At 48.7% G+C, this 24,099-nt stretch carries 24 protein-coding genes; 8 read left to right on the forward strand and 16 right to left on the reverse strand.

Going from position 1 to position 24,099, the window contains the following annotated elements; all coding sequences use genetic code 11:
- Position 1 precedes the first annotated feature (1 nt).
- Positions 2–514 carry a hypothetical protein gene (locus tag A5320_RS00090; RefSeq protein WP_068059334.1) on the reverse strand — a complete coding sequence of 171 codons (513 nt, stop codon included), beginning with the start codon at positions 512–514 and terminating at the stop codon, positions 2–4.
- A 17-nt stretch (positions 515–531) separates the two neighbouring features.
- Complete coding sequence (locus A5320_RS00095) at positions 532–834, reverse strand: hypothetical protein (protein ID WP_068059336.1); 303 nt, start codon at positions 832–834, stop codon at positions 532–534.
- A 259-nt stretch (positions 835–1,093) separates the two neighbouring features.
- On the opposite strand from A5320_RS00095, the gene A5320_RS00100 reads away from it, so the two are divergent.
- Positions 1,094–1,558: a DUF4920 domain-containing protein gene (locus A5320_RS00100; protein WP_068059339.1), complete on the forward strand. Its 465-nt coding sequence runs from the start codon at positions 1,094–1,096 to the stop codon at positions 1,556–1,558.
- A gap of 190 nt (positions 1,559–1,748) precedes the next feature.
- Complete coding sequence (locus A5320_RS00105) at positions 1,749–3,122, forward strand: Gfo/Idh/MocA family oxidoreductase (protein ID WP_068059342.1); 1,374 nt, start codon at positions 1,749–1,751, stop codon at positions 3,120–3,122.
- A gap of 41 nt (positions 3,123–3,163) precedes the next feature.
- On the opposite strand, the gene A5320_RS00110 is transcribed toward A5320_RS00105, so the two are convergent.
- Positions 3,164–3,709 carry a hydrolase gene (locus tag A5320_RS00110; RefSeq protein ID WP_068059345.1) on the reverse strand — a complete coding sequence of 182 codons (546 nt, stop codon included), beginning with the start codon at positions 3,707–3,709 and terminating at the stop codon, positions 3,164–3,166.
- Positions 3,710–3,815: 106 nt separating this feature from the next.
- Entirely contained in the window at positions 3,816–4,679 is an 864-nt protein-coding gene (locus A5320_RS00115; protein WP_068059348.1) for a PA4780 family RIO1-like protein kinase, read from the reverse strand.
- A gap of 194 nt (positions 4,680–4,873) precedes the next feature.
- On the opposite strand from A5320_RS00115, the gene A5320_RS00120 reads away from it, so the two are divergent.
- Positions 4,874–5,434: a TlpA family protein disulfide reductase gene (locus A5320_RS00120; protein WP_082971457.1), complete on the forward strand. Its 561-nt coding sequence runs from the start codon at positions 4,874–4,876 to the stop codon at positions 5,432–5,434.
- Between the two features lie 56 nt (positions 5,435–5,490).
- Here A5320_RS00120 and A5320_RS00125 read toward each other — a convergent pair whose 3' ends face one another.
- The 4 genes from A5320_RS00125 to ccoG form a co-directional block, all read right to left on the reverse strand.
- A complete protein-coding gene (locus A5320_RS00125; protein ID WP_068059351.1) occupies positions 5,491–6,135 on the reverse strand; it encodes a thiol:disulfide interchange protein DsbA/DsbL in 645 nt (214 codons plus the stop codon).
- A 16-nt stretch (positions 6,136–6,151) separates the two neighbouring features.
- Positions 6,152–6,787: a thiol:disulfide interchange protein DsbA/DsbL gene (locus A5320_RS00130; RefSeq protein ID WP_068059353.1), complete on the reverse strand. Its 636-nt coding sequence runs from the start codon at positions 6,785–6,787 to the stop codon at positions 6,152–6,154.
- A gap of 117 nt (positions 6,788–6,904) precedes the next feature.
- Positions 6,905–7,888 carry a serine/threonine protein kinase gene (locus tag A5320_RS00135; RefSeq protein WP_197489932.1) on the reverse strand — a complete coding sequence of 328 codons (984 nt, stop codon included), beginning with the start codon at positions 7,886–7,888 and terminating at the stop codon, positions 6,905–6,907.
- 257 nt (positions 7,889–8,145) lie between these two features.
- Entirely contained in the window at positions 8,146–9,564 is a 1,419-nt protein-coding gene (gene ccoG / locus A5320_RS00140; RefSeq protein WP_231916625.1) for a cytochrome c oxidase accessory protein CcoG, read from the reverse strand.
- A gap of 374 nt (positions 9,565–9,938) precedes the next feature.
- Between ccoG and A5320_RS00145 the strand changes: the two genes are divergently transcribed.
- Positions 9,939–10,295 carry a hypothetical protein gene (locus A5320_RS00145; protein ID WP_068059359.1) on the forward strand — a complete coding sequence of 119 codons (357 nt, stop codon included), beginning with the start codon at positions 9,939–9,941 and terminating at the stop codon, positions 10,293–10,295.
- A 191-nt stretch (positions 10,296–10,486) separates the two neighbouring features.
- Here the strand turns inward: A5320_RS00145 and A5320_RS00150 are convergent, their stop codons facing one another.
- The 5 genes from A5320_RS00150 to prsT all read right to left on the reverse strand — a co-directional run bounded on the left by A5320_RS00150 (position 10,487) and on the right by prsT (position 17,215).
- Positions 10,487–10,834 (reverse strand): CopG family transcriptional regulator, encoded by a 348-nt coding sequence (locus A5320_RS00150; protein WP_068059362.1) that lies wholly within the window; start codon positions 10,832–10,834, stop codon positions 10,487–10,489.
- A complete protein-coding gene (locus tag A5320_RS00155) occupies positions 10,791–11,489 on the reverse strand; it encodes a nucleotide-binding protein (protein ID WP_068059558.1) in 699 nt (232 codons plus the stop codon). The genes A5320_RS00150 and A5320_RS00155 overlap by 44 nt, the downstream gene beginning before the upstream one ends.
- A 190-nt stretch (positions 11,490–11,679) precedes the next feature.
- Positions 11,680–12,861, reverse strand: coding sequence for a formate-dependent phosphoribosylglycinamide formyltransferase (gene purT / locus A5320_RS00160; protein WP_068059365.1), 1,182 nt, complete (start codon positions 12,859–12,861; stop codon positions 11,680–11,682).
- Between the two features lie 230 nt (positions 12,862–13,091).
- Positions 13,092–14,213, reverse strand: a complete 1,122-nt coding sequence (locus tag A5320_RS00165; protein WP_068059368.1) for a choice-of-anchor A family protein — start codon at positions 14,211–14,213, stop codon at positions 13,092–13,094.
- A 227-nt stretch (positions 14,214–14,440) separates the two neighbouring features.
- Positions 14,441–17,215, reverse strand: a complete 2,775-nt coding sequence (gene prsT, locus A5320_RS00170) for an XrtA/PEP-CTERM system TPR-repeat protein PrsT (protein ID WP_068059371.1) — start codon at positions 17,213–17,215, stop codon at positions 14,441–14,443.
- Positions 17,216–17,449: 234 nt separating this feature from the next.
- Between prsT and A5320_RS00175 the strand changes: the two genes are divergently transcribed.
- Genes A5320_RS00175 through A5320_RS00185 form a run of 3 tightly spaced genes read left to right on the forward strand, consistent with a single transcriptional unit; the run spans position 17,450 to position 19,173 of the window.
- Positions 17,450–17,779: a GNAT family N-acetyltransferase gene (locus A5320_RS00175; protein WP_068059375.1), complete on the forward strand. Its 330-nt coding sequence runs from the start codon at positions 17,450–17,452 to the stop codon at positions 17,777–17,779.
- A gap of 6 nt (positions 17,780–17,785) precedes the next feature.
- The gene (locus tag A5320_RS00180) at positions 17,786–18,955 is read left to right on the forward strand and encodes a benzoate/H(+) symporter BenE family transporter (RefSeq protein ID WP_068059378.1); all 1,170 of its coding nucleotides are present in this window, start codon (positions 17,786–17,788) and stop codon (positions 18,953–18,955) included.
- Complete coding sequence (locus A5320_RS00185; protein WP_068059381.1) at positions 18,952–19,173, forward strand: cysteine-rich CWC family protein; 222 nt, start codon at positions 18,952–18,954, stop codon at positions 19,171–19,173. The genes A5320_RS00180 and A5320_RS00185 overlap by 4 nt, the downstream gene beginning before the upstream one ends.
- 55 nt (positions 19,174–19,228) lie before the next feature.
- On the opposite strand, the gene A5320_RS00190 is transcribed toward A5320_RS00185, so the two are convergent.
- From A5320_RS00190 to A5320_RS00200, 3 genes are all read right to left on the reverse strand, one after another.
- On the reverse strand, positions 19,229–20,023 hold the full coding sequence (locus A5320_RS00190) for a peptidylprolyl isomerase (RefSeq protein ID WP_068059561.1): 795 nt from the start codon (positions 20,021–20,023) through the stop codon (positions 19,229–19,231).
- Positions 20,024–20,139: 116 nt separating this feature from the next.
- A complete protein-coding gene (locus A5320_RS00195) occupies positions 20,140–22,053 on the reverse strand; it encodes a tetratricopeptide repeat protein (RefSeq protein ID WP_157605547.1) in 1,914 nt (637 codons plus the stop codon).
- A 212-nt stretch (positions 22,054–22,265) separates the two neighbouring features.
- On the reverse strand, positions 22,266–22,538 hold the full coding sequence (locus A5320_RS00200) for a hypothetical protein (protein WP_068059388.1): 273 nt from the start codon (positions 22,536–22,538) through the stop codon (positions 22,266–22,268).
- Positions 22,539–22,750: 212 nt separating this feature from the next.
- On the opposite strand from A5320_RS00200, the gene A5320_RS00205 reads away from it, so the two are divergent.
- Positions 22,751–24,010: an NRAMP family divalent metal transporter gene (locus tag A5320_RS00205; RefSeq protein WP_068059391.1), complete on the forward strand. Its 1,260-nt coding sequence runs from the start codon at positions 22,751–22,753 to the stop codon at positions 24,008–24,010.
- Positions 24,011–24,099: the final 89 nt, after the last annotated feature.

Here is a 24,099-nt window from a genome sequence, read left to right on the forward strand (position 1 = left end):
GTCAGGCTCCCGTTGCGGCGATATTGATGGTCTTTCTATATTCATACAGCCAGAGATAAGTGACGACTGGAATAATGGCGATATTCGCCGCAGGAATAAATAATTGGTAAAAGTTTGCCATCAGCCCGCTATTGGTCGTTGCTCGGTCAATAAAGTCGACGGCTTGTACTACGCTGATTGCTAGGATTAACGTCGACACCGCTATTGCAACTGAGGATGCGCGAAGTTTTTGTACCGAATGAAACTGATAGATCATCCAGATAAAAAACAAATTACTAATGATCCAAGTGCCATACCACGAAAACTTATAAAGGATGCCTTCATTGGATGCGAGTTGGTACAAAAAAGGGGTGACTGCGATGGAAAATGCCTGCCAGCAACATAGGGCAAAGAATGCAGTGGTAACTGACGACATTTTTTTATACACAACAATTGAGAAACACAATAGTAAGATAAACCCAAAAAATAGGTGGTTATCAAAGCTAACCATCAGCGTAACAAATTCGTTTTGCATATTTTTCAGTGACTTACTTAAGGGGTTAATGAGGGGCTAGTTGCCGTATCGCTGTCAACTGCCGGTGCTCCCGGTGGTCTGATCCCCGTTCCTGAACCAAGTGGTGTCACGTCAATTGGAGGGGTTGGTTCTGATGTCTGTTGTGACAGAGCAATAGCCTCTGCACTTAGCGTTAAATTTTCACCGCGGCCTGTAATATTAGCTGTGGTCTCTGCTGCAGCGCCCATATTAATGTTACGGGGCTGATTATTAGTTTGCGCCAGAGACGTGCTATACAACGCAGCATAACTATTCTGAATATTAAGATTAATTCCAGTCATCGGGCTATTCCTCTTGGGTCGGTCGTGTCATTGCAGATGAATTACAGCTAAAAGTATGGCTGCAGCATCAATGTAAAAATGTGCCTGTTAACTCATCTAAATAGTTGATAATAATTTGATATTTGTTTGATATTTGTATTGTAGGTGGTTTTTTCTATTCAGCCTCAAGTCTTTGGCGCTGGTTGATATGAGTCATTTCAGGTAAAACTATTCAGTCGTGGTTCTTTCTGGGCATCAAATTTTTATTTTTGGAGAGCATATGCACACAGTGATTAAATCGGTTTTGGTGATGGTAAGCCTTGGGGTTAGCACAGTTTTAGCAGCACAAAATTTCGGAGGAAAAGTCGACCACACAGCATTAACGCCCATTTCCAGTATCGTCGCAGCGCCGGACAAGTATCTGGCGAAGCCAGTGACAGTGCAGGGCGAAATTATCAGTGTCTGTAGCAACAAGGGCTGCTGGATGCAGTTGGCGTCCGATGCTGCAGAGCAACAATTCAAAATTAAAGTGCGGGATGGCGATATGGTATTTCCGGTGAGTTCCAAAGGAAAAAAAGCCTTTGCCACCGGTCAACTAGTGAAAACCGAACTTGATTTAGAGTCCAGCCGAGAACATCTGGCGGAAATTGCCGAGCGAAATAACACGGCTTTTGATGCTGCCTTGGTCACCAAACCGATTGTGTTATTGCAGTTAATGCCAACCGCTGTTGAAATCAGTGAGTAAAGTTTGACGGTGCCACATCTCTGTTGACGGGCAATGGAAAGTCATTGAAAGTTTATCTGACGATATTTGGCGCTTTAATATTGAATTAATGCCGATTTTGTGTTTCATTTGCTTTCGAACTTGTGGGTGTCACCCGATAATTCTGGTGCTGCTGACAATAGTTAAAGCAACTTCTGACACAGGACCAGACATGACCGATTTTAACCGCCGCCATTTTATGAAAGCTTCGCTGGCTACAGCGGCGCTTGGCGTACTCGCCAATACCGTCGCTTGCAGTCAAACCCAAAAACCACAACCCAAAGCGCTGGGTAAATCGGTGATGGGTCTGGTGGTGCCCGCTATGCCGTTGGTGCGGATTGGTTTGATTGGTGTTGGTGAACGTGGTGTTGGTTACATCGGGCATTTTTCCAATATCGAAGGGGCGCTGATTACGGCGATTTGTGATACCGACCCCATCACCATTGCCCGTGCCAAAGAAATGTTCCAACAAAACGGTAAGCCAATACCAGCCTGGTATGGTGATCATCCGCAATCCTATCTGGAATTACTCAACCGCGAAGACGTCGACATTGTGGTGATCGCAACGCCATGGCAGTGGCATCATCCGATGGCAAAAGCGGCGATGCTGGCAGGGAAACACGCTTTTGTGGAAGTGCCGCTGGCGCTGACGCTAGAAGAGATGTGGGATCTGGTGGATACCGCCGAGCTGACCCAACGTAATTGCATGATGTTGGAAAATGTCTGTTATGGTCGTGACGAACTGATGGTGCTGAATATGGTCCGACAGGGCGTATTTGGCGAGTTATTGCACGGCGAGGCAGCGTATATTCATGAATTACGCTGGCAAATGAAAGAAATTGAGCGCAAAACCGGCTCCTGGCGTACCGCTTACCAAGCAAAGCTAAACGGAAATTTATACCCAACCCATGGCCTTGGGCCTATCGCGCAATATATGAATATCAATCGCGGCGACCGCTTTGATTATCTGAATTCAATGAGTTCACCAGCATTGGGCCGTGCTGCCTACGCCAAACGTGAGTTCCCGGCGGATCACCAACGTAATCAACTTAATTACATTTGTGGCGACATCAACACCAGTATCATTAAAACCGTGCAAGGCCGTACGATTATGCTGCAGCATGATACGACCACGCCAAGACCATACAGCCGGCATAATTTGATCCAGGGCACCAATGGCGTGTTTGCCGGTTTCCCAAACCGGATTGCGCTGGAGCAGGGCGGCAATGGTGATTATCACCATTGGCAAACCGATATGGAGCCTTGGTATCAGCAGTATGATCACCCGCTATGGCGGAGAATGGGCGCCGATGCCGAGCGCAATGGCGGGCACGGTGGCATGGACTTTCTGATGTGCTGGCGGTTGATTTATTGCCTGCGTAACGCCGAACCGCTGGATCAGGATGTATATGACGGTGCGGCATGGTCAGCGGTACTGCCGTTGTCGGTCGCATCTGTATCGGATCGTGGCAATAGCAAAGATTTTCCGGATTTTAGCCGGGGAGTCTGGCAAACCGCCAAACCATTACCGGTGATTGGCGGTTAACTTACTGTTCTTGCTGTTGTTCACCCGGTTGCGTGCATTGGCTAACGTAACCAACCACGGCTAATGTGGCGGAACTGGTCGGTAGCGGCCTGTTCCAGCCATTCAAAAGCCAGCATTTCCTGACTGATGATCTGCGCGCCGGCCTGTTGCAACCGGCTGAGCGCTAATGCTTTATTGGCTGGAGTTCTTGAACCAACCGCTTCTTCAACCACAAAGACTGAAAATCCAGCTTCGATTAAATCCATCGCCGTTTGCAGTACGCAGACATGCGCCTCGGTACCTAGCAACACGAGTTGTTGTTTTTTAAGCTGCTGTATTTTGTGTTGAATAGCCGGTTCGCGCCAGGCACTGAAATGGATTTTTTCCAGAACTGTTGCTTCGGCGAGCAAAGTCGCAACCTCTGGGACTGTTGGCCCCAGACCTTGCGGGTATTGCTCGGTGCAAAGTACGGGTATGCGCAGCTGATTGGCGATTTGCAGTACCCAGCAGGCAGATTTCATGACGGCTGCAAGCTGATGGATGGCTGGCGCCAATTTTTGTTGTAAATCAATCACCAGCAGTACAGAACGGTCTTTATGCACTAACATCAATACCCCCTGACATTGCGTGGACTGCTTTAAGAGGCACGCAGGCATGATTCAACACAAAACCTGACGGCAGCATATTTGGTTTCAACTGTGCTGCAATAACCGGCTAACGCTCATCCGGCTCGTCAGCAGCCTGCTTGCGTTCCTGGCGCTCGACCATTTCAGCAAAGGCGGCTTTGATTTCTTCCAGCACTGAGTCAACATCAGCCGCTTCGGTTGGATCGGTAAACTCACCGGTCAGTTCGGCTTCCGGATCAAAATCACCCGCCTGATATAGCGCCCAGATTTCTTTGGCAAAACGGGTTTGCAACAGTTCCGGTGCATACTGGCCGTAGTACTGGGTCATATTGTTAACGTCCCGTTCCAACATCCAGCCGGCATTGTTATTGGCGGCGGCATCAACCGCCTGCGGCAAATCAATCACCACCGGGCCGTAGCTGTCGACCAACACGTTAAATTCGGATAAATCACCATGTACTAAACCTACGCCCAGCATGCGCATAATGTAACGCATCATAATGGCGTGATCTTCAATGGCCTGTTCGGCTGACATGGCAACATCATTGAGTCTAGGTGCGACATCCCCGTCAGCATCGGTCACCAGCTCCATCAGCAACACGCCGTCGAAGCAGCCATAAGGTTCCGGCACCCGCACACCGGCATCGGCCAGTTTATACAGGGCACTGACTTCGGCATTCTGCCAACTGTTTTCTTGTTGTTGCCGGCCGTATCTGGAGCCCTTTTCCATCGCGCGGGCACGACGGCTGCTGCGAACTTTACGGCCTTCCTGATATTGCACGGCTTGCTTGAAGCTGCGGTGATCGGCATCTTTATAGACTTTGGCGCAGCGAATATGCTCGCCACAACGCACGACAAATACGGCAGCTTCTTTGCCACTCATCAGCGGACGCAGCACTTCGTCGACCAGGCCTTCGTCGACCAGCGGTTGGATTCGTTTTGGAATTTTCATCAAGCCGTTATACCTTGTTTCGTGCGGTGTTGGAATATCCGGTTGCAGAAATCCCTGAGCCGGGAAGAAGGACGTCATCAGCTTGTCGAAACAGTTTGCACTGGCGAACCAGTTCGTTTAAAAAAGCTCTGCTGTTAACCTTTTCTTTGTACCGGCGGTCCAGGCTGGTTAAACATCTTCAACAGGAAGTTCGAATGAATCTCAAAATTACATTATTAATAGGCTTGTTACCGCTGATCCCTGCCTGTGCCACTGTGGCAGAGGCGCCTGCAACGGTCACTCGTGCCGGAAAAGTTTCCCCGGCAACAACGCTACCAACGGCTGCAGTTGCACCGGTTCGTCAGACAGAACAGCGATTAAAAGCTGGTGATTTAATGCCGCTGACCACCCTGACGTCGATTGAAAACCAGCAAGTTTCACTGACCCAGCCTAACCAGCGCAAACTGGTGATTTTCTTTGGCACCACTTGCCACGATTCACAACGTGCCTTTCAGAAAATTATCGCATCACCTTTGGTTCATCAAAAAGACCTGCAAATTGTTGGCATCGGCCGCGAAGAAAATGTGGCGAGTCTGCGCAAGTTTGCAGCTGATTATCAGGTGAAGTTTCCGCTAGTGGTTGACGCCGATCGGGCGATGTATCATCAGTTCACCAATGTCGGGATCCCACGAATTGTGCTGGTCGATGAAAACAATCGGATCGTGAAAAGCTTTTTGGGCGAGATCCCTGATGTGCTCACTGAAATTCATTGGTAAGTTCTGGCAAATAAAAAGCCCGGTACAGAACCGGGCTCGTAGCTTCAGTGCTGGGTTTAGTCTTTCTTCGCCAGCAAATAACTGACCAGTTCCTTTAACTCGGCATCAAAGTTTTCCGGATCAAGTTTGTCGAATTTCAGCTTATATTTACCGTTGACCAGCAGCGTCGGTACGCCGGTTAATACTCTGTTTTGACTCCAGAATAGTTGATGCTCTTTCATTTTTGCCGCGGCAGACAACACCGGCATGCTGTTGAAGTTCTTATCAAAAGTAGCGGCGTCAAAATCGTTCACTAACAACAAGTTGCGGATATCGGAATCTGTTGTGAAAGTGGCTTGTTGGCGATGAATATAATTAAAAATCATCGCCGCAACCTGTTCGCCCTGGCCAGCATTTTTGCCGACAACATAAGCGCGGGACAAGGCAGCTTGCATTTCCGGACTCGCGGCTGGCAGGAAATCGACATGCACTTTTTCCAGCTCAACCCCTTGTGGCAGGTTTTTGCTTAATTTGTGGGCGAAAGGTTCGAACGCGAAACAATGGCCACAATAAAAAGAAAAGAATTCTTTGATTTCCGGCTTGCTGGTGGACTTCTCTGCCACGACTTCGTAATGCTCGCCAGCAACAAACTTGTTGGCATTCGCATCACAAGCATACAGTGACAACGCGGCAAGCAAACTGATAAAAGTACGATAGAACATAACGTCTCCGGCGCGATTAAGGTTGTTGCAATAAGAAGTTGATCAGGTTTTTGAAGTCCTGTTCCTGATTGTTCCGGTCAAGTTTCGCGACGTTAATTTTGAAACGACCATTCACAATAAAAGTTGGTACGCTGTTTAACACTCTGGATTTGGTGAATGTAGCTTGCTCTTTCTGGATCAGATTCACCTGAGTTTTCACCATGAAATTATTCAGATGTTTATCATAAGCTGCGGCATCAACACCGGCTGCCACCACCACGTCACGGATTTCGGCGTCATTGGCAAAGGCTTTACGATCTTTATGAATATGGTTAAAAAAGGCTTTGTTTACTTCATCGCCTTTACCCTGAGTTTTAGCCAGCACCATGGCGGTGGTTAAGGTTTTTTGAATCTCCGGAGAAGCTGCACCCATAAAATCGACATGATATTTTTTAAAGGTGGTGCCTTCTGGCAATGATTTCATCACAGTTTGCACCACCGGGTCGATCGCATTACAGGCTGGGCAATAATAAGAGAAGAACTCTTTCACTTCCGGTTTAGCGCTGCGCTGCTCAGAAATCACTTCGTAGTGTTCACCTTCTTCGTAGGTCGTTTGCGCAACCAAAGCTGGTGCCATGAACAATGCCGCGACCAAAAACATCAATTTCTTCATCGTGTTATTCCACCTTTATCATCAAATCAGCTCAGGCCCACCTGCGGCGAACCCACAATTTAAAACTTGCGCACAGCTTACACCAGCAGAATTTACGCTGTACAGCAGCACGACAAGTTAATAATCATATGGATGTAAGCGCAGCGGTGGTTGCTGCATGCGCAGGCACTGATCCTGCAACACTACCAACTGCTGCTGCCAATAAGCATCGGTATTAAACCATGGGAAATGCAGCGGAAAAGCCGGATCCGACCAACGCCGTGCCAGCCACGCCATATAGTGCACCATCCGCATACTGCGCAGTGATTCAATCAGTTGTAGCTGGCTAAAATCAAAGTCACAAAATTGCTGGTACTCTTCGAGCAACAGTTCTAGTTTGTAGCGTTGTTCAATGGCATCCCCGCCCAATAACATCCATAAATCCTGCATCGCTGGCGCTTGACGGCAGTCGTCTAAATCAACAAAAAACGGCTGCTGATTAAAAAACAAATTACCCAGGTGGCAGTCACCATGGGTACGAATAAGCTGTTTTGGCCGGAATTGCTGGAGGCAAAGTTGGGTAAGCTGTTCAAGTACAGTGTTGAGTTGTTGTTCGATATTGCGGCTTAACAGCCCACTCGACACTAAAAACTGCTGACTGTCGATAATAAATTCCTGTACCGATAAAGTTGGGCGTGCGGTAAAGGGTCGGGCACTGCCTAGTTGGTGCAACTGACCTAAAAATCGCCCGAGCTGGCAAAGTTGCTCGTCATCATCGGCTTCCAGGGCGCGTCCGCCACGGCTGGGGAATATTGCAAACTGATAACCCAGATAAGGTAATAACGACTCGCCTGCCACCTTCAGCGGCGCCACCACCGGGATTTCTGCCGCCTGTAGTTCAAAAGCAAACTGATGTTCTTCCTGGATTTGCGCCGCAGACCAACGCTGTGGCCGGTAAAATTTGACGACATAACGCTCGCCATCATCGGCTTTAAACTGGTAAACCCGGTTTTCGTAACTGTTTAAAGCCAATAAACCAGACTCGGCATAAAAGCCATAATGCTGGCAGGCATCAAGAATTATATCAGGGGATAATTCAGAAAAATCAAAGGCTGCAGCCATGGTTGACCTCATATTCACAAGGCGCCAGTGTAACGGCTTCCCAGGGTTGCAGCTATCCATTTATACCCTGCATCCTTGAAGATGTGGGGTTGTTACCTTCGCTCGCTCGCTGGGGCGCCAGTCCGACCCAGTCACATAGGACAACTATGCTCCGGGCCGGGCTGGCGCTCCAGTCTCGCTCACTTGTCGCCTACCCACATCTCCAATGATTTTGGGTATACCGGGTCTGTTCGTTGCTGACAGACCCGTTCAGGTGGCTACCGCCCGGCGAAAAACTTGCTACCTTGGGTCAGTTCAATATCGGCATCAGCTTTATTTCGCACCTGAAACTCGATATCCAGCACCGGTTTGGTCGCGTCGGCCGGGTCCAGGGATAAGCTGATCGGAATACCAGCTGTGTCGCCGCCTTTAATGGTGACTTCCTGCTCGCCAATCCAGCTTGCTTTTTCAATTCCGGTGAAACTCAGCACAAAGGTTTGATCTTGTTGTGATTTATTAATAATTCGGATGGTATAGGTGTTTTCAATCAGTCCTTCATCTGTTTCACGGAACAAGCTGCCCCGATCACGGACAATATCCAGTTCTGCCGGCACCCGCGTCCACAAAGTAACGCCAAAGGCTGCAGTCACCACCACCAACACCATAAAATAACCCAGCAGTTTTGGCCGCAATATTTTGCTTGGTTTACCTTGCAGGCTATGCTCGGTGGTGTAGCTGATTAAGCCTTTGGGGTAACCCATTTTGTCCATTGTATCGTCACAGGCGTCAATACAGGCGCCGCAGTTAATACATTCGTATTGCAAGCCGTTGCGAATGTCGATACCGGTAGGGCATACATGCACACACAGATTGCAGTCGATACAATCGCCAAGCCCTTTTTCCTTGTAAGCTGCATCTTTACGGGCACGTGGCCCACGATTTTCGCCCCTGGCACTGTCATAAGTGACGGTGAAGGTGTCTTTGTCAAACATCGCCGACTGAAAACGGGCGTAAGGGCAAATATGGGTGCACATAATTTCCCGCATCCAGCCCGCATTGCCATAGGTACACACCATAAAAGTAATGACACAAACCATGGCCCAGAAGCTGGCGTTACCGCTGAAGAAATCAATAAACAAATGTTCAACTGGGGTGAAATAACCGACGAAAATCAGCGATGTCAGCAGCGAAATCAGCAACCAGCTGACATGCGTGAAGGTTTTTTTCGCGACTTTACTGAGCGACCAGGGTTCTTTATCCAGTTTCATCCGCTGATTGCGAGTGCCCTGGACTTTTTCTTCGACCCAAATAAAGAGGAAAGTCCAGACGGTTTGTGGACATAAATACCCACACCAGACCCGGCCATAAAAGGTGGTGACAAAAAACAATGCATAAGCGGAAATAACCAGGATCCACGCCATAATGGTGAAATCCTGCGGCCATAAGGTCATGCCGAAAATATGAAACTTCTGCTCGCCGATATCAAATAAAATGGCCTGATGCCCCTCAAACTGCAGCCAGGGCAACAGCATAAACAACCCTAAAAATACAAACCCCATATAACGTCGGAGTTGTTGATGTAAGCCTTTGACCGCTCTGACATAAATCCGATCACGAGCCGGGTAGGCCGCGGCATCTTTCGGATTGTACATGTCTACTTTAATCGGAATGGGTTGATGCTTGGGTTGTTCAGTCACTTGTTACCTCGGTTGCTGCAACGGTTGTCACTTCAGCAGGAAGCGTCAACTGTCGGCGATTATAGCAGTAAATGTTGACAGATCATGGTCTTGGCAACCTCATACTGGATCTGTCAATGTTATCTTTAGTCGAATACTCATGGATTATGCAAAAGCTGAACCAGAACGGAGGTTGTCTGTAATTCATTGAAATAGATAAAAATAATACTTTTCTACTAAGGTTGTTGCCATCTTTGTTGATAGCTCACTGTCAACGACGGTGACAGCCTGCAGCCAGGTTCATCCTCGTCTTGCCAGAAGATTTGGTATTTAGTGGATTCGCTGTACAATAAAGCCGTGCTGAATGATTGACTGAAAAGATGTAAGGTGTAGTCATGAAAAAACTATTGTGGATTATAGTCGCTGTATTACTTCTGGCGACGTTTTCGGACCATCCGGTGCTGCTGCCCTACAAGCAAAAGCTATATGCTAAATTTACCGACACTACCCATAACGCCAGTCAGGTAAAAGCCGAACAAGCATTACAAAAACTGGCGAATCGTTTACAGGAGTTTGGGGCTACCTTGGGTAAAGGCCAACAAACTGAACTGCAAAAAGTCGGAAGCAGTAAAGCTGCTGTGCTGGAATTTCAACAAGCTTACTGCATCGACCGCCAGTTCCACCCGCTGTTTTACGGCGAGCCGATCGGTAAAGTTTGTACCATTATTCAGGATTCAAGCCACGGGCTGTAACTTCAGCCCGTGTTATACCCGTCATCCTTGAAGTTGCGGGGGTGTTGACTTCGTTTACTCGCTGAAGCGTCAGTCCGACTGGAACGCCAGCGCGGCCAGTCACATAGAACGGCGATGCTCTTGGGTCGGGCTGGCGTTCCAGTCTCGCTCACTCGTCGCCTACCCGCATCATCAATGCTTTTGGGTATTTCTTATTCAACTTTCTTCACCACCACAGATTTAACCGAAGTGGCCGCCGAACTTTGGTTTTGTTCGTTAACGCTCAAAATAAGCTGGCGGATTAACTTAGATTTAGACACGCCGCTTTCTTTACTTAATTTATTCAACACTTCGATAGCTTCAGCACTTAAGGTGAAAGTGGCATGCCGCATCGGGCCGCGGCTCAACAGATGTGTTGAGTCTTCGGCTGGTGCCTGCCGGATACTAACGATTTGGGGAATACCCATCGCATAGTTTTCAGCATCGGCAATAAATTCTTCCACGGTAAAAGTACGTTTATTCGATCGTGTTGAATTTTTTTTCAGATCGGTCAATGCCATCTTCTTGAATTGCCTTCATTGCCATCAGTTCAATAATTATGTCTTTGATTTCTGTAGCGGCTTTGCCATCCGGCTCAGTATCCATCACAGACATACCTTTTTCTTCGCTGTCGTCGTAGATGTTGCGGCTGTAAGTGACACCGTTCAGTACTCTTAAAGTAAATGAACGTACCACTTCTTTGGCGTCCAGGATCCGGCTCGCCTGATTTGGCAACGACGGACATTGCGTCATCACGCAAGCGACAATCATATCCGGGTTCACCACATTACAATTGCTGACCAGATCTTCCAGGTGTTCCAGCGTTTTTAAATCCCGACGTTTCGGTCGCAGCGGCAACAGCACATGTGATGCAACTGACATAGCTGAGCGCAATGCAACGCTGTCCTGTCCACCGCAGTCGACAATGACATAGTCATAATGGTGTTCCAGACTTTTCAGCTCGTAGCGGATTTTGCCGTACATCTGCACACAGTTAATCCATTGGACATTGGGTGACAAATGGCGTTCCTGTACCCAATCCGACGTTGTTCGCTGTGGATCACAATCGACCAGAATCACATTAGCGTTCTTCTGGGTTGAAAAATACACGGCGATATTTTGCGCCAGGCAACTTTTGCCACTGCCGCCTTTTTCCCCACCGACTAACAAAATCATGTACATTTCCTCATTGTTGCGACCACGACAATTCAGCACTGCTGTTGCAGAACTGCAGGTTGAGCTGAGCATAAGACCGAATATTCAATGTTGCTTATGATCAGTTTTACAGTGTAGGAGACAACCGGGCAGACTGGCAAAGTTTGGTTTGCGCTTTCTTTCGTTGTTGTGTCCTGTTAAAGCTCCATTTTTATAGTTCGACTTCGATGGCAGCAATCACCCGCAAAGCTTTATCTACCGCGGCCTGTACTGTGTCGGCCTGAGCCAAACCCACACCAAGCCTGCGTTCGCCCTGAATTTCGGGTTTACCAAAAATACGAATTTCAGTATCCGGCTCGGCCAGTGCCTGCTGAATATTGTGGTACACCATTTGTTGCGATTGGCCGCTAGCCAGCAATACCGCCGAGGCCGTTGGACCTAATTGGCGAATAACCGGGATTGGCAGACCTAAAATAGCGCGGGCATGCAGCGCAAATTCTGACAGATTTTGCGACATCAGCGTCACCATACCGGTATCGTGTGGCCGTGGTGACACTTCACTGAACCAGACGTCATCACCTTTAATAAACAGTTCTACGCCAAAAACACCAAACCCACCGAGTGCAGCGGTAATGCTGCGTGCATAGTCTTCTGCTTTGGTCAAAGCTGCCACTGACATGGCCTGCGGTTGCCACGACTCGCGGTAATCACCTTTTTCCTGCCGATGACCAATTGGGGCGCAAAATTGGGTGCCGCTGATAGAACATACTGTCAGCAACGTGATTTCGTAATCAAAATCAATAAAACCTTCGACAATGACCCGGCCTTTGCCGGCCCGGCCGCCTTCTTGGGCATAAAGCCAGGCGGCAGCTAAGTCAGCGTCACTTTTCAGCACCGACTGGCCTTTACCTGACGACGACATGATAGGTTTGACCACGCAGGGATATCCGATGGCGGCAACTGCTGCCAAATAGCTGGCATGATCATCAGCAAACTGAAACGGCGATGTTGGCAGTTGTAGCTCTTCGGCGGCAAGGCGGCGGATGCCTTCACGGTTCATTGTTAGATTGGCGGCACGTGCACTTGGGATCACGTTGAAGCCTTCGAGCTCCAGTTCCAGCAAAGTTGCAGTCGCGATGGCTTCGAGCTCGGGTACAATCAGATCAGGTTTTTCTTTGATCACCAATTGCCGCAGGGCTGCGCCATTTAGCATTGAAATGACGTAGTGCCGATCCGCGACTTGCATCGCTGGCGCATTGACATAACGATCCACTGCGATAACTTCGCAGCCGTAACGTTTTAATTCAATACAGACTTCTTTTCCCAGCTCGCCGGCGCCTAATAACAGCACTTTCGTGCTCGTCTGGCTGGCAGGGGTGCCAATACGGGTCATAACAACTCCAAACGCAATTGATCTGTGGGTGATGTGATCCCACGCCTGAAAAGATAGATTACCAAGAAAACAGCATCTTGCATGCAGTTTTTTACGAGGGAACGGACTATGTTGAAGGGATAATTTTTAGAGGCAAGAACAAACGGGAATACGATTTTGATACAGAGTGAAATAAGCACGAATTGCAGTCATCGAGATATAAACCTCAATGACTGCAGAGGTAAATATATTTAAGCAAATTGTGGCTGCACAATTGCTGTCGAAGGAAACAATTGGCGACGGCGGAACCATAACAAGCTGGCCAAGGCCGCGAGGAACAACGCGACCACAGGCGGTGCTGCGACGTCTGGCGTACCATCATCGCGTGGTGTCAGTCGACCGACGTTAATCTGCGCATTACCAACCCAGGAGTTCGCAATTACCTGGCCCCAAATCGGTGCGGTCGTTGAGTGGATAGCTGCTTTTGGCGCCAGCACAGTACCAAAGACGTTTGATGCCAGTTTTACATTGCTTAAATCATTAAAATTAAACAGTACTTGCTTGGCAAGTGGCGATGCATTGCGATCTTTACTGGTATCACCCGCAGTATTTACCCCGTTAAATTTAACGGTTTCTAATTTCAGCACAGCACAGCCGGTGTCACCGGTTTTACAAAAACCACCGTTGCTGTAATTTTTCATGGCGTATCCAGTGGTATTGCTGACATTAAATACCACCAACGCATCGGATTCGACACCTTCGATATTAATGCCGTAAGAGCTGTCTAACATTTCTTGAGTTAATTCAAAGACGTAAACTTTATCAGCGCTTGGAACTGCCGGCCGGAAAGTTAAAGAAGCATTGGCACCCGGTGTGGTGGTGGCCGATGCGGTCATTGCGGCAAGCTGATCTGAGAGTGAATTTAAATGTTTAAATGCGGCGTCAAAATCGACCGGTAACTCAGACTTATTCACTTTGCTGGCGGTGCCGCTGCCAATCTTGTGGCCGTTGACCAAGGTGCCGCTATAAACGGCGGTGCCATGGTCGATGCCGGTATTATGGATTTGCAGTCCGCCGCCTTGTGCATGCAGTTCGATATTGCCACCCACCACTAACGACGGGGTGCCTGGAGCATGCACCATATCGCCAACACTGTATCCGGCATTGGTTTTATCGTGACTGTACTGATGAGGTTTCACGATAAAATTGCCACCGACCGCAATTCGACCCTGAGTGTCAGAAGACGACACCTGGAAGTTGTTCTGTACAAAAGCGTTATATTCGGCAGCCTGACCCAGATTGATCTGGGCAGCGAAACCTAAAGGGCTTAATAACAGGCTGAATACGGCGCTTAACAGCGACAATTTTTTCATAGCAGGACGTCCGGAATTGCTGAAATATTGCGCAATGATAACTGATCAAATAACTAAATGACAACGTTGTCTTTATTAAATATTTGCGAATGCCACGCTGTGGCTAACTACTGCGACAGTTATTAATTAAATCAATTAATTAGAGTTTCAACTAAATTAGATAAATACATAAAATTAAGAAAATTATGTATTTAACGTAGCTGTTTTCGCGATGTTAGCGCTTACGGTCAGTCCAAGTTGGCATTTATCTTGTCTGCCAGCCGCTGTTCCGCTGGCTGCAGCGTTTTGGATTGAATTTTCTGCATTAAAGTCTTTGCTTCAGCCACCCGATTGAGCAGGCGTAAAGTCTCGACTAAGTGTAATTGAATCATCTGGTTATCCGGTGAGCGAATCTCCGCGTCCCGTAATACACCCAAGGCTTGTTCTGGTTTTCCTGAACTCGTTAATGCCCAGCCATAGGTATCAATAATTTGTGGATGTTGTGGCAGTAACTGATAAGCCTGGCTGGCAAATTTTAAGGCAGACTCTGGTTGTTGCGGTAGTAGCAAAAAAGCCAAATTATTCAGTAGGATCGGTTGTTTTTCTAAATCAGGTGCCTGTTGATACAGCTGCTGAGCTTGCGCCAGGTCACCTTGTTGGGTCATTAAATCTGCCAATTCCAACCTTGCCGCAAGGTCTGAGGGGTTTTGCTGCAGATAATCGGCCAATAGCTGTTGTAAGGCTTTGAGATCGCCGGCGGCACGATAGGCGGTGATTAACATGGCAAAATAACGTCGATCAGGAGTTTGTTGATATAACCCGCTTAGCAAATGGATCGCAGCCGGGTATTTGGCGGTTGCCAATAACAGATGTGCGGTCAGTTCCTGAAACTGTGCGGTTTCGCCGCTGTGTTGTTTCAGTTGAGCAAGCTGTTGTTTTGCCTGGTCGAATTTACCTTGTTGCAGCGATAGTCTGGTTTTCAGACTGAACAAATCACCGGCAGGGGCGGCCAGTTCCATCAGCCGTTGAATAGATTTTTCTGCCGCTTGATACTCGTTATTACGTAATTGTAAATCAGTCAGCGTTACCAGTTTTTGTGGATTGTCGTACCACAACCCAAACAAAATTTCTGTGTTGTGGCGCGCAAGTGCAGTGTTTTTCTGCAGCATCGCCAGCTTCACTTTCGCCTGGTAGATTTCTGGTTGCAAATCAGATTGTTGCTCCAGTTGCTGCAGTAACAACATGGCTTTTTCGGTCTGATGATCAGCGAAATACAGCTCGAGCAGTGCCAACCGTGCCGGGAACAAACGGTTGTCTTGTGCCGATAATTGCTCCAGCGCTGTGATAGCGCTACTGACATCTCCTGATTTTAATGCCGCATCGGCCAGTAACTGCAAGGTCAGGCTGTCGTTTGGGACATTTTCCAGAATTTGTTGGTAATAACCGATGGCTTGTGTCCATAACTGTTGATTAAGTGCGATACCAGCCAGCGACAATAATGCCGGTTTAAAGGTTTTATCCAGTACCAGTGCTTGCTGAAAAAACTTGCTGGCTGCAGCGGAGTCGCCGCTGCGAAGTGTGACGTCACCGGCAAACTGGAAAATTTCCACTTTTGACTGATCCAACTCCAGCAGTTTGCTGGCATTCGTTGAGGCTTCATTGATGCGGCCTGCTTCCAGTTGCAGATAACCCAACTGTAGTAATTCAGCCAGTGGATTGTCGCTGGAAGTAGCGCTGGCCAGTACTTGTTGCGCCTGGGTCGATTGGCCGGCACGCACCAGTGCCTGGGCGTAAGACTGACGCAGTAAATCATCGCCGGGTGCTTGCTGATACGCTTTTGCTAGCAGCTGCAGTGCTTCGTCGTGTTTGTTTGCTGCTTGTAAAATTGTCGCGCCAATGAGCACCAGATTTTCATCATCCGGGGTCAATGCTAACGCCAGTTTTACCTGGGTTTCGGCTTCACTCAACGACTGTAAAAAGAAATGACTTTGTGCCAGCAACTGATGCACGCGGGCATTGGCCGGATACAACGTCAGATATTGTTTGAGTTTGCGGATAACCTGCGCAAATTGACCTTCGCTAAAGTCAAGAATGGCCGTAAGCATTAACAGTTCCTGCTGCTCTTTTTGCTCGTTGGACAGTCCAGACAGCTGCTGTTGCACCTGTTTGATCATCCGGTCGCGCTCAGTACTATTGCCTTGCTGTCCGACTAAAGCGGCGTGGATCAATTGGCCATAAGGATTATTCGGATATTGTTCACGGAAATTTAAAACCAGCTGTAAGGAAGCGTCGATCTGACCGGTCTGTAGCAACAACTGAGCTTTGGCCAGCAAGGCAGCGGCGTCTTTTGGGTCTTTTTTCAGCAGTTGATCATAAATCTGCAAAGCTGCGGCGGGTTGTTGTTTCTGTTGCAACTGCGCCAATAAGTATTGCGCTTGACGGAAATAACCAGAAGCGGCGGGGACTTTGCGCAGACTATCGCTGGCTGCAACAGATTGTTGTTTAAACTGCAATTCTCCCAGTTCAAACCACACTTCGTCGGCGAGGGCGGCAAGCTGGGGATGTTGTAAAGCCTGTTGGAAAAACTGGTTCGCTTCGTTGAACCGGCCGTTGGCTTTTTCGACTTTGCCTTGCATGATGAGATAAGCTGGCTGATTAGCAAACTGCTGATATTGTTTTAATAAGTCGTTGGTTTCGGCAGTTTTTTGTTGTGCCAGCAGCGCCCGCATTAAATCAAATACCAGTGGATCGGCTGCCGCACCACCCTGAAGTGCCAGTTGCAGCTCTTTTTCTGCGGCTGGCCATTGCGCTGATTGCAATAATACCTGGCCGAGCAGTAATCTGGCTGGCAGGTAATCTGGTTGTTGTTGCAGGCTGTTACGAAGTTCCAGTTCTGCTTCCCGGAATGCTTGTTGCTGCATGTGTTGCAGCGCCTTTTCATAGGCACTGGCGGCGGTATTCGCGAGCAGCGGATGACTTTGCAAACTTAACCAGCAAACCAGCGGCAATAGATAAATTTTCATCAGCGGCTCCTTTCTCAGCAGGCGCACACTTTAAATGATAGCGTTGTCATACGTAAAGTAGTGTTTCCGGCAGGTGAATGGATGGTAGGACGTCCAGACAAGGATAAGATACATTTTATCGTTATCTGGGTATTAAGTGTGACATGAAGTGCCAGCAAGGTTTTGCCGGTGCAAGATCAGCGCTGCAGGCGTTAACTCAGTTCCCTGACAACTTAGACCAGTGGAGTATTTATCGTGACAACAGCCGCCATCGTTCATCATCCGGACGACCAATGTTTTGTTCTGGAATGGCAAGGCCAACAAGCCCGGCTTGATTATCAATTGCTGAGCGCGAGGGGTTTATCACCAGCGTCGCTGGATTTTACGCACACCTTTGTGCCCCCTGAATTTCGTGGCCAAGGGCTGGCGGCACAGCTGGTGCAATACGGTCTTCGCTGGGCGGCGCAGCAACAGCTGCAGGTGCAGGCCAGTTGCTGGTATGTGGCGAAAGTGATGCGGGACAATGCAGCTGCTACTGTGGAAAAGCAAGCTGACGAAGTCAATCACAACAAGGATTTGGGATAATACCGCATGCAAAAAAATGATTGGAGTCTGTCTGCGATTGTCGCCGGTTTTGTCGCGGTGTTGGTTGGATTTGCCAGCTCGGTTGCCATCGTGTTTCAGGCCGCGGCTGCTGCGGGCGCCAGTGCAGAAATCACCGCCTCCTGGGTTGGAGTGTTGGGCTTTGCGATGGGGATCAGTTGTATTGGTTTTTCCTGGTACTACAAAGCGCCAATCCTGACCGCCTGGTCAACGCCTGGTGCGGCGCTGCTGGCGACCAGTTTGCAAGGCATTAGTCTGGCCGAAGCAGTTGGGGTATTTATATTCAGCGCAGTGCTGACTACCGCACTGGGGCTCAGTGGCTGGTTTGACAAACTGACCCGGCGCATTCCGTTGCCGATAGCGGCTGCGATGCTGGCAGGTATTATGTTGAAGTTTGGGCTGGATATTTTCACCAGCATGCAGACTTCGCCGATACTGGTATTGCTGATGATAGGTGTTTTTTTGCTGGCAAAACGGTTTTGGCCTCGTTACGCGGTGCCACTGGTTCTGCTTACAGGCGTATTGTTTTGCTTTAGCCAGCAACAGCTCGATTTTAGCAGCGTTGAGCTGAGTTTGGTGCAGTTGGTGTGGGTGTCGCCTGCCTGGTCCTGGTCCGCTATTTTGGGGGTTGGGGTGCCACTTTTTGTGGTGACGATGACGTCGCAGAATATTCCTGGATTGGCGGTTTTACGCTCGAGCGGCTATCAGACGCCGGTATCGCCGATGTTAAGCTGGACCGGTTTGATCACGCTAGTCAGTGCACCTTTTGGCAATTTTTCAATTAATTTGGCGGCTATTACTGCCGCCATCTGTAGCGGGCCGGAAGCGCATCCGGATCCAGACAAACGGTACACTGCCGGTATTGCGGCCGGGGTATTTTATTTACTGACCGGGTTGGCTGGTGCCACTGTGGTTGCGCTGTTTGCAGCCTTTCCAAAAGAATTGATTGCTACTGTGGCCGGATTGGCGCTGCTTGGTACCATTGCCGCGAATCTGGCAACGGCCACTGTTGAAACCAAACATCGGGACGCGGCGATCCTGACCTTGTTGATCACCGCTTCTGGTGTGAGCTTTTTTGGTATTGCTTCGGCGTTTTGGGGCTTGGTGGCAGGGTTAGTCACCACTGGCTGGTTTAGCTGGCGCCGGAGTCAGGCATGAGTTGCCCGCGCTGTGGTGCTGATAATCAATGTCAGGTGGCGTCAGCGACAAACGCCGGCACCAGTGTCAATGCCAAGACCGCCGTCTGCGCCGGAGATCTAAGTTGCTGGTGTTTTCAGGTGCCGATAACGGCGGAACAACGTTTGTTGTTACCAAAAAGCGACAGCTGTTATTGCGCTGCCTGCCTGGATGCGTTGGTGCGGGAAATAAAAACTTAAAAAAACGGTGGCAACAATGGCATCCAAAAATGCTGTTGTTGCCACCGCCGCAGAACTAAATCTTGTTTTTACGTTGGGCGCGACGGCCAGTCCATAACAACAAACCAGCCAGTAAACTCAGCACACCCAAGCTGCCGCCTGAGGATGAATCGTTATTGGCGACTGGTGCCGTGATCAGTGTGTTTGGCTTCGGTTGTAAGCTGGCAGCGCTGTTCACATCGTTGTTGATGACGGTAATACTTTCAATCACCACCAGATGGGCTGCAGTTACCGGCACCTTGGCTTGCGCATCGGCCGCCGAGTAATTACGCAAAGGCAGACTGGTAAAATTAGCGATGGTTGATAATTGGTTCGGCAGCGCGGCGATGGCATCGACGACTTCCATGCCGGTTCCGGTAACCTGACCGAAGACAGTGAAACCGCTGTTTTGTAAATCGAGATTACTGCTGTTATCAGCAAGGTTGATAAACCATTGATTGGTGGCGCTATTGGCATTTCCTGAGACTTTTGCCATGGCAATGGTGCCACGCACATTAGACCATTTGGGTTCGTTTTTAACCGCGGCTTGAGTGGCTACTGCGGTAAAAGGCGCCGCGTTATTACCGCTGAAACGAAAACCACCAGCCTGAGCGACAAAGCCTTTTTCGGTGCGGTGGAAAATAGTGTTCTGATAACTACCGTTGTTGACGTAACTTAAAAAGTTAGCCACATTCGCCGGTGTAGTCTGGTCATAAAGATTGACTTCAAAATTACCCAGGCTGGTTTTAACCAGTACCACGGTGGCATTGGCAGACAAGGCGGTGAACGACAACAAACTGGTGACTACTAAACTGCGGAAAATCGACTTCATAGGTTTACCGGATCCTGAAAATTTGATATCCGGCAGCTTAAACCAGGCTGATAGACCTGCGCCAGCATCATTACAAATAGTCACTAAACTCATACAGATGGTTGTAAAAACTCACGCTATTGATGATGTTCCGTACTTTGTCCTGGCTGCGTGTTACTGGTTGGGGCTGTTAATTCGGGCCATTGCTCCAGAAAACGTTGGGCGTTTGGATGCTGCCGGGCTTTTTCAAAATAGCCTTTGGCTTTTGGGTAATCCTGCGGCACCATTTTACCTTCAAAATACAATAAACCCAGGTAATAGTTGGCGCTGGTGCTGCCTTTGGCGGCGGCTTCTGTAAACAACGCGATGGCTTTGGCGGGATCAGCTGCGACGCCTTTGCCAAATAAATATAACAATGCCAGTCGGTTGATTGCCGGTGCATAACCACGTTCGGCGGCATAACTGAAAAAACGAAAGGCATTTTCATGGTTTTTCGGTACGCCATCGCCATCATCCAGCATCACACCGGCGTTAAAAGCACAACTGCTGTTTCCTTGTTTGCTGCAGAGTAAATACCAACGATGAGCCCGTTGTAAGTCTTTGGGAAGCAGGGTTCCTTCTTGATGAATTGCCCCCATTCGTAACATCGCCCTTGGATAAAACCGTTCGGCAGCACGCCGGAAATTTGCCAGTGCCAATCCGGTTTTTTCAGCGCCGAACAGACCATCTTCATAGCCGTAAGCCAGCAAGTAAAAGGCTTCGGGGTGATAATTTTGTACCGACTGTAATAAATATCGTTCGACTTCCATTGCCTGCAGTGGCGTTATGTCCTGCTGCATCATTTGTGAGGCATAGAGGTATGCTGCTGCCGAGCCGCCCTGATCAGCCAGCTTTTGCAGTTGTTGATTGAGTTCTTTTTCGGTAAGTTTTTCTTTTTCATGGGCCGATAACGCCCAAAAAGCGCTGGCATCAGCAAAACCGGCTGCAGCAGACTGCTGTAACCAATAATCACCCTGCATGGCATCTGCATTTTGATAACTTTGATTGTAGTAATATCGGGACAGTTGCAGTTCAGCCTGGCCTGGCTCGGTCATCGCTGCGATATATTTTCTGATTTCAGCGACTTTGGCTGGATCAGCTTTCCCGAATTGCCCGTTGTGATGCAAAAAGTGCAATAAGTGCAGTGCCGGTACGTAATCGCTGTCTGCCGCTTGCAATAACTGATGTTCACATTCTTTTTTTGGCAGCACATGCTGACTAATGGTGCGATAACACATCTCGGCGAATTTTACTTTTGCCTGCAGCGAACCACCGGCAATTGCCTGTTGATACAAGGATACAGCCTCTTCCATCCTATTGCCGGCCAAGGCTTCGGCGGCGCGTGGTAACAACAAAATGTGATTGGAACGGGTATTTTTGGTCAGCAACAATTCTTTCCAACCATCGACTAACCCCATAAAAGGGAAGGGGATTTGATCAATTGCATGCAAATAACGCTGATTTTCAAAGTACAAGGTACGGAATTTTTGTTGAGTCGGGTCGTAGACCTGAAATACGTAGTGCAATGCATTATTGTCAGATGAAAGTTCAGTGTAAAAATCGACGGTTTGCACTTCCAGTAACCGGACTATTTCATGCGCGTCGAAATAACTGTTCAGCTGATAGGCACTGTAGTTCGCTTTGCCATTGCCGCTTTGCAGGATACCGTTGGTGACATATTGCTGATACTCGCGAAAGCGTTTGATTTCTGCTGACGCCGGATGTGCGGTAAAACACTGCTGAAATTGTTGGTAAAAAGTAAGATTCCAGAACTGTGTCGGTAGTTGCTGTTGCCATGGCAACTGCTGGCAATTTTCCGGATCTGCGGCCAACAACTGTTGAAAACTCAACCAGGCGGCGGATGTTTCGAGGACTTTCGGGCTTTGCAAATAACTCTGATACAGCTTGGCATAAGGCGGTAACTTTGCTGCTTCAGGCAAAGCTGCCAGTTGTTGCAGGTACAAATTATCAGTAGTTGAGGTTGCAGGCCGGTTTTGACAGGCAGCTAACATCAACAGAAAAAAACAACTGCAAAGTACGCGAAATATCACAAGGTGTGTCCTGCTACAACGATAGAAGTGACCACGATTTGCATCATGGTAGTTAGCAGCGTCAGCTTATACTTTTCACCCTTGAAGACGCGGGGTTGTTGGTCGCGCGTTCCAGTCTCGCTCACTTGCCGCGGTTCCAATGTGGCCATTTCGCATCTTCAATGATTTTGAGTTTATTCTTCGCCGAGCCACGGTGTTTGTGGCAGTAATTCCAAATGCTGCTGATAACGCGCCAGATTAAACTTTTGTTCCTGTTCAATGACCGCCACCATTTCTGGGGCGAGGGCGCACGCCATTAGTTCCAGCGCATCTTCGCGGCTATGACCGGTCATACAAAGTCGTAACAAGGTTGCTTTGACGAACGCGGGTTCACCATCGGCCAGCTGATTTTCAATCACTTCAAATAACAAACTCTGGTCGATCAAATCCTGTTCAGGTGCAGACATTTCTAGGCTCCGGCAGAAAAGTTGCAGCATGCCAGAATTGGCAGACCTTGCCTAGTTCCTGAATAGGTTCTAAAACTGGTTTGGTCGATAATAACTGTCAGTTTTGCAGCTGAATCTGCAACTCTCGATAAAAATGCCAAAGGCCAGTAGCCCGCTGCTGAAGGGATCGGCTAGAGTGAGCACCAGGCATTCACAACCACAACTATAAACCTATGTCACATTCCGATTTATCCTCAACCGGCCTTCGCGCCAAACTGGCGGCTTTAGGGCCAGGCATTCTACTGGCAACTGCTGCCATTGGCGGTTCTCATATTGTCGCTTCAACTCAGGCCGGCGCCTTGTTTGGCTGGCAACTGGCCTGGCTGATTTTGCTGGTCAACGTACTGAAGTACCCGTTTTTCCGCTTCGCAGTGGAGTACACGCTCAATCATGGCGAAAACCTGTTGGTTGGCTATCAGCGCAAAGGGCGTTGGTATCTGCGCGGTTTTGTGCTGTTAAATCTGATTGCGGCGGTGGTGAATACTGCCGGTGTCTTGCTGTTGACCGCCAGTTTACTGAAATACTTTTTGCCCTGGTCATTATCGTTGCCGGTGCTTTGTTTGTTATTACTGGCGGTTTGTTTAGCTATTTTGCTGGCAGGCCAGTACAAATTGCTGGATCAGGTATCGAAGTGGATCATGGTGCTGCTGACCATCACCACTTTGGTTGCGGCCTTTATTGCCTGGCAAAACGGCCCGGCAGCGCCGGTTGATTACGTAGGCCCATCGCCCTGGACTTTAGCGGCTTTGGGTTTTCTGGTGGCCTTAATGGGCTGGATGCCAGCGCCGATTGAGGTGTCGGCGATTAACTCGTTATGGTTACAGCAAAAGCAGCAACAAGGGAGCATCAGCAAAGCCAATGGTTTGTTTGATTTAAACCTCGGTTACTGGAGTACCACAGTGTTAGCCTTGGTGTTTCTGGCTCTGGGAGCGCTGGTGCAATTTGGTTCAGGCCAGCCAATCGAACTGGCAGGTGCAGCTTATACCGAACAGTTTGTCGGTATGTATGCCAGCACTATTGGCGATTGGTCGACCTTGCTGGTGGCCGGCGTGGCATTTTTATGTATGTTTGGGACAACCATCACAGTGTTGGATGGATATGCCCGTACCTTAAACGAATCGATGACATTGCTCGGGGTGCAAAAAAATGCTAACCAGCGCAGTTACAGTTATTGGTTGATGGCACAAGCCGCCGCTGGTTTTGCCGTGATCCTGTTTTTTAAATCGGCGTTAGGGCCAATGTTGACCTTCGCCATGAGTCTGGCGTTTGTGACCACGCCGGTGTTTGCCTGGTTGAATTTCAGTCTGATGCAGCAATACAAAGGCACCGCTCATGGCATCAGTAAAGCCATGCAATGGTGGTCGTGGCTGGGGCTGACTTATCTGTTTGGTTTTGCCTTATTATTTGTGATCTGGTGGTTTATTGGCCGTTAATTGCTGCAGAATCGTCTGGTAACGCCCTGATTGCGGTGATTGGAAAGATCGGTCAATAGAGAGGTCATCAATGCGGTTCACCGAGCAAT

The organism is Rheinheimera sp. SA_1, assembly GCF_001669775.1.
GTDB lineage: Bacteria > Pseudomonadota > Gammaproteobacteria > Enterobacterales > Alteromonadaceae > Pararheinheimera.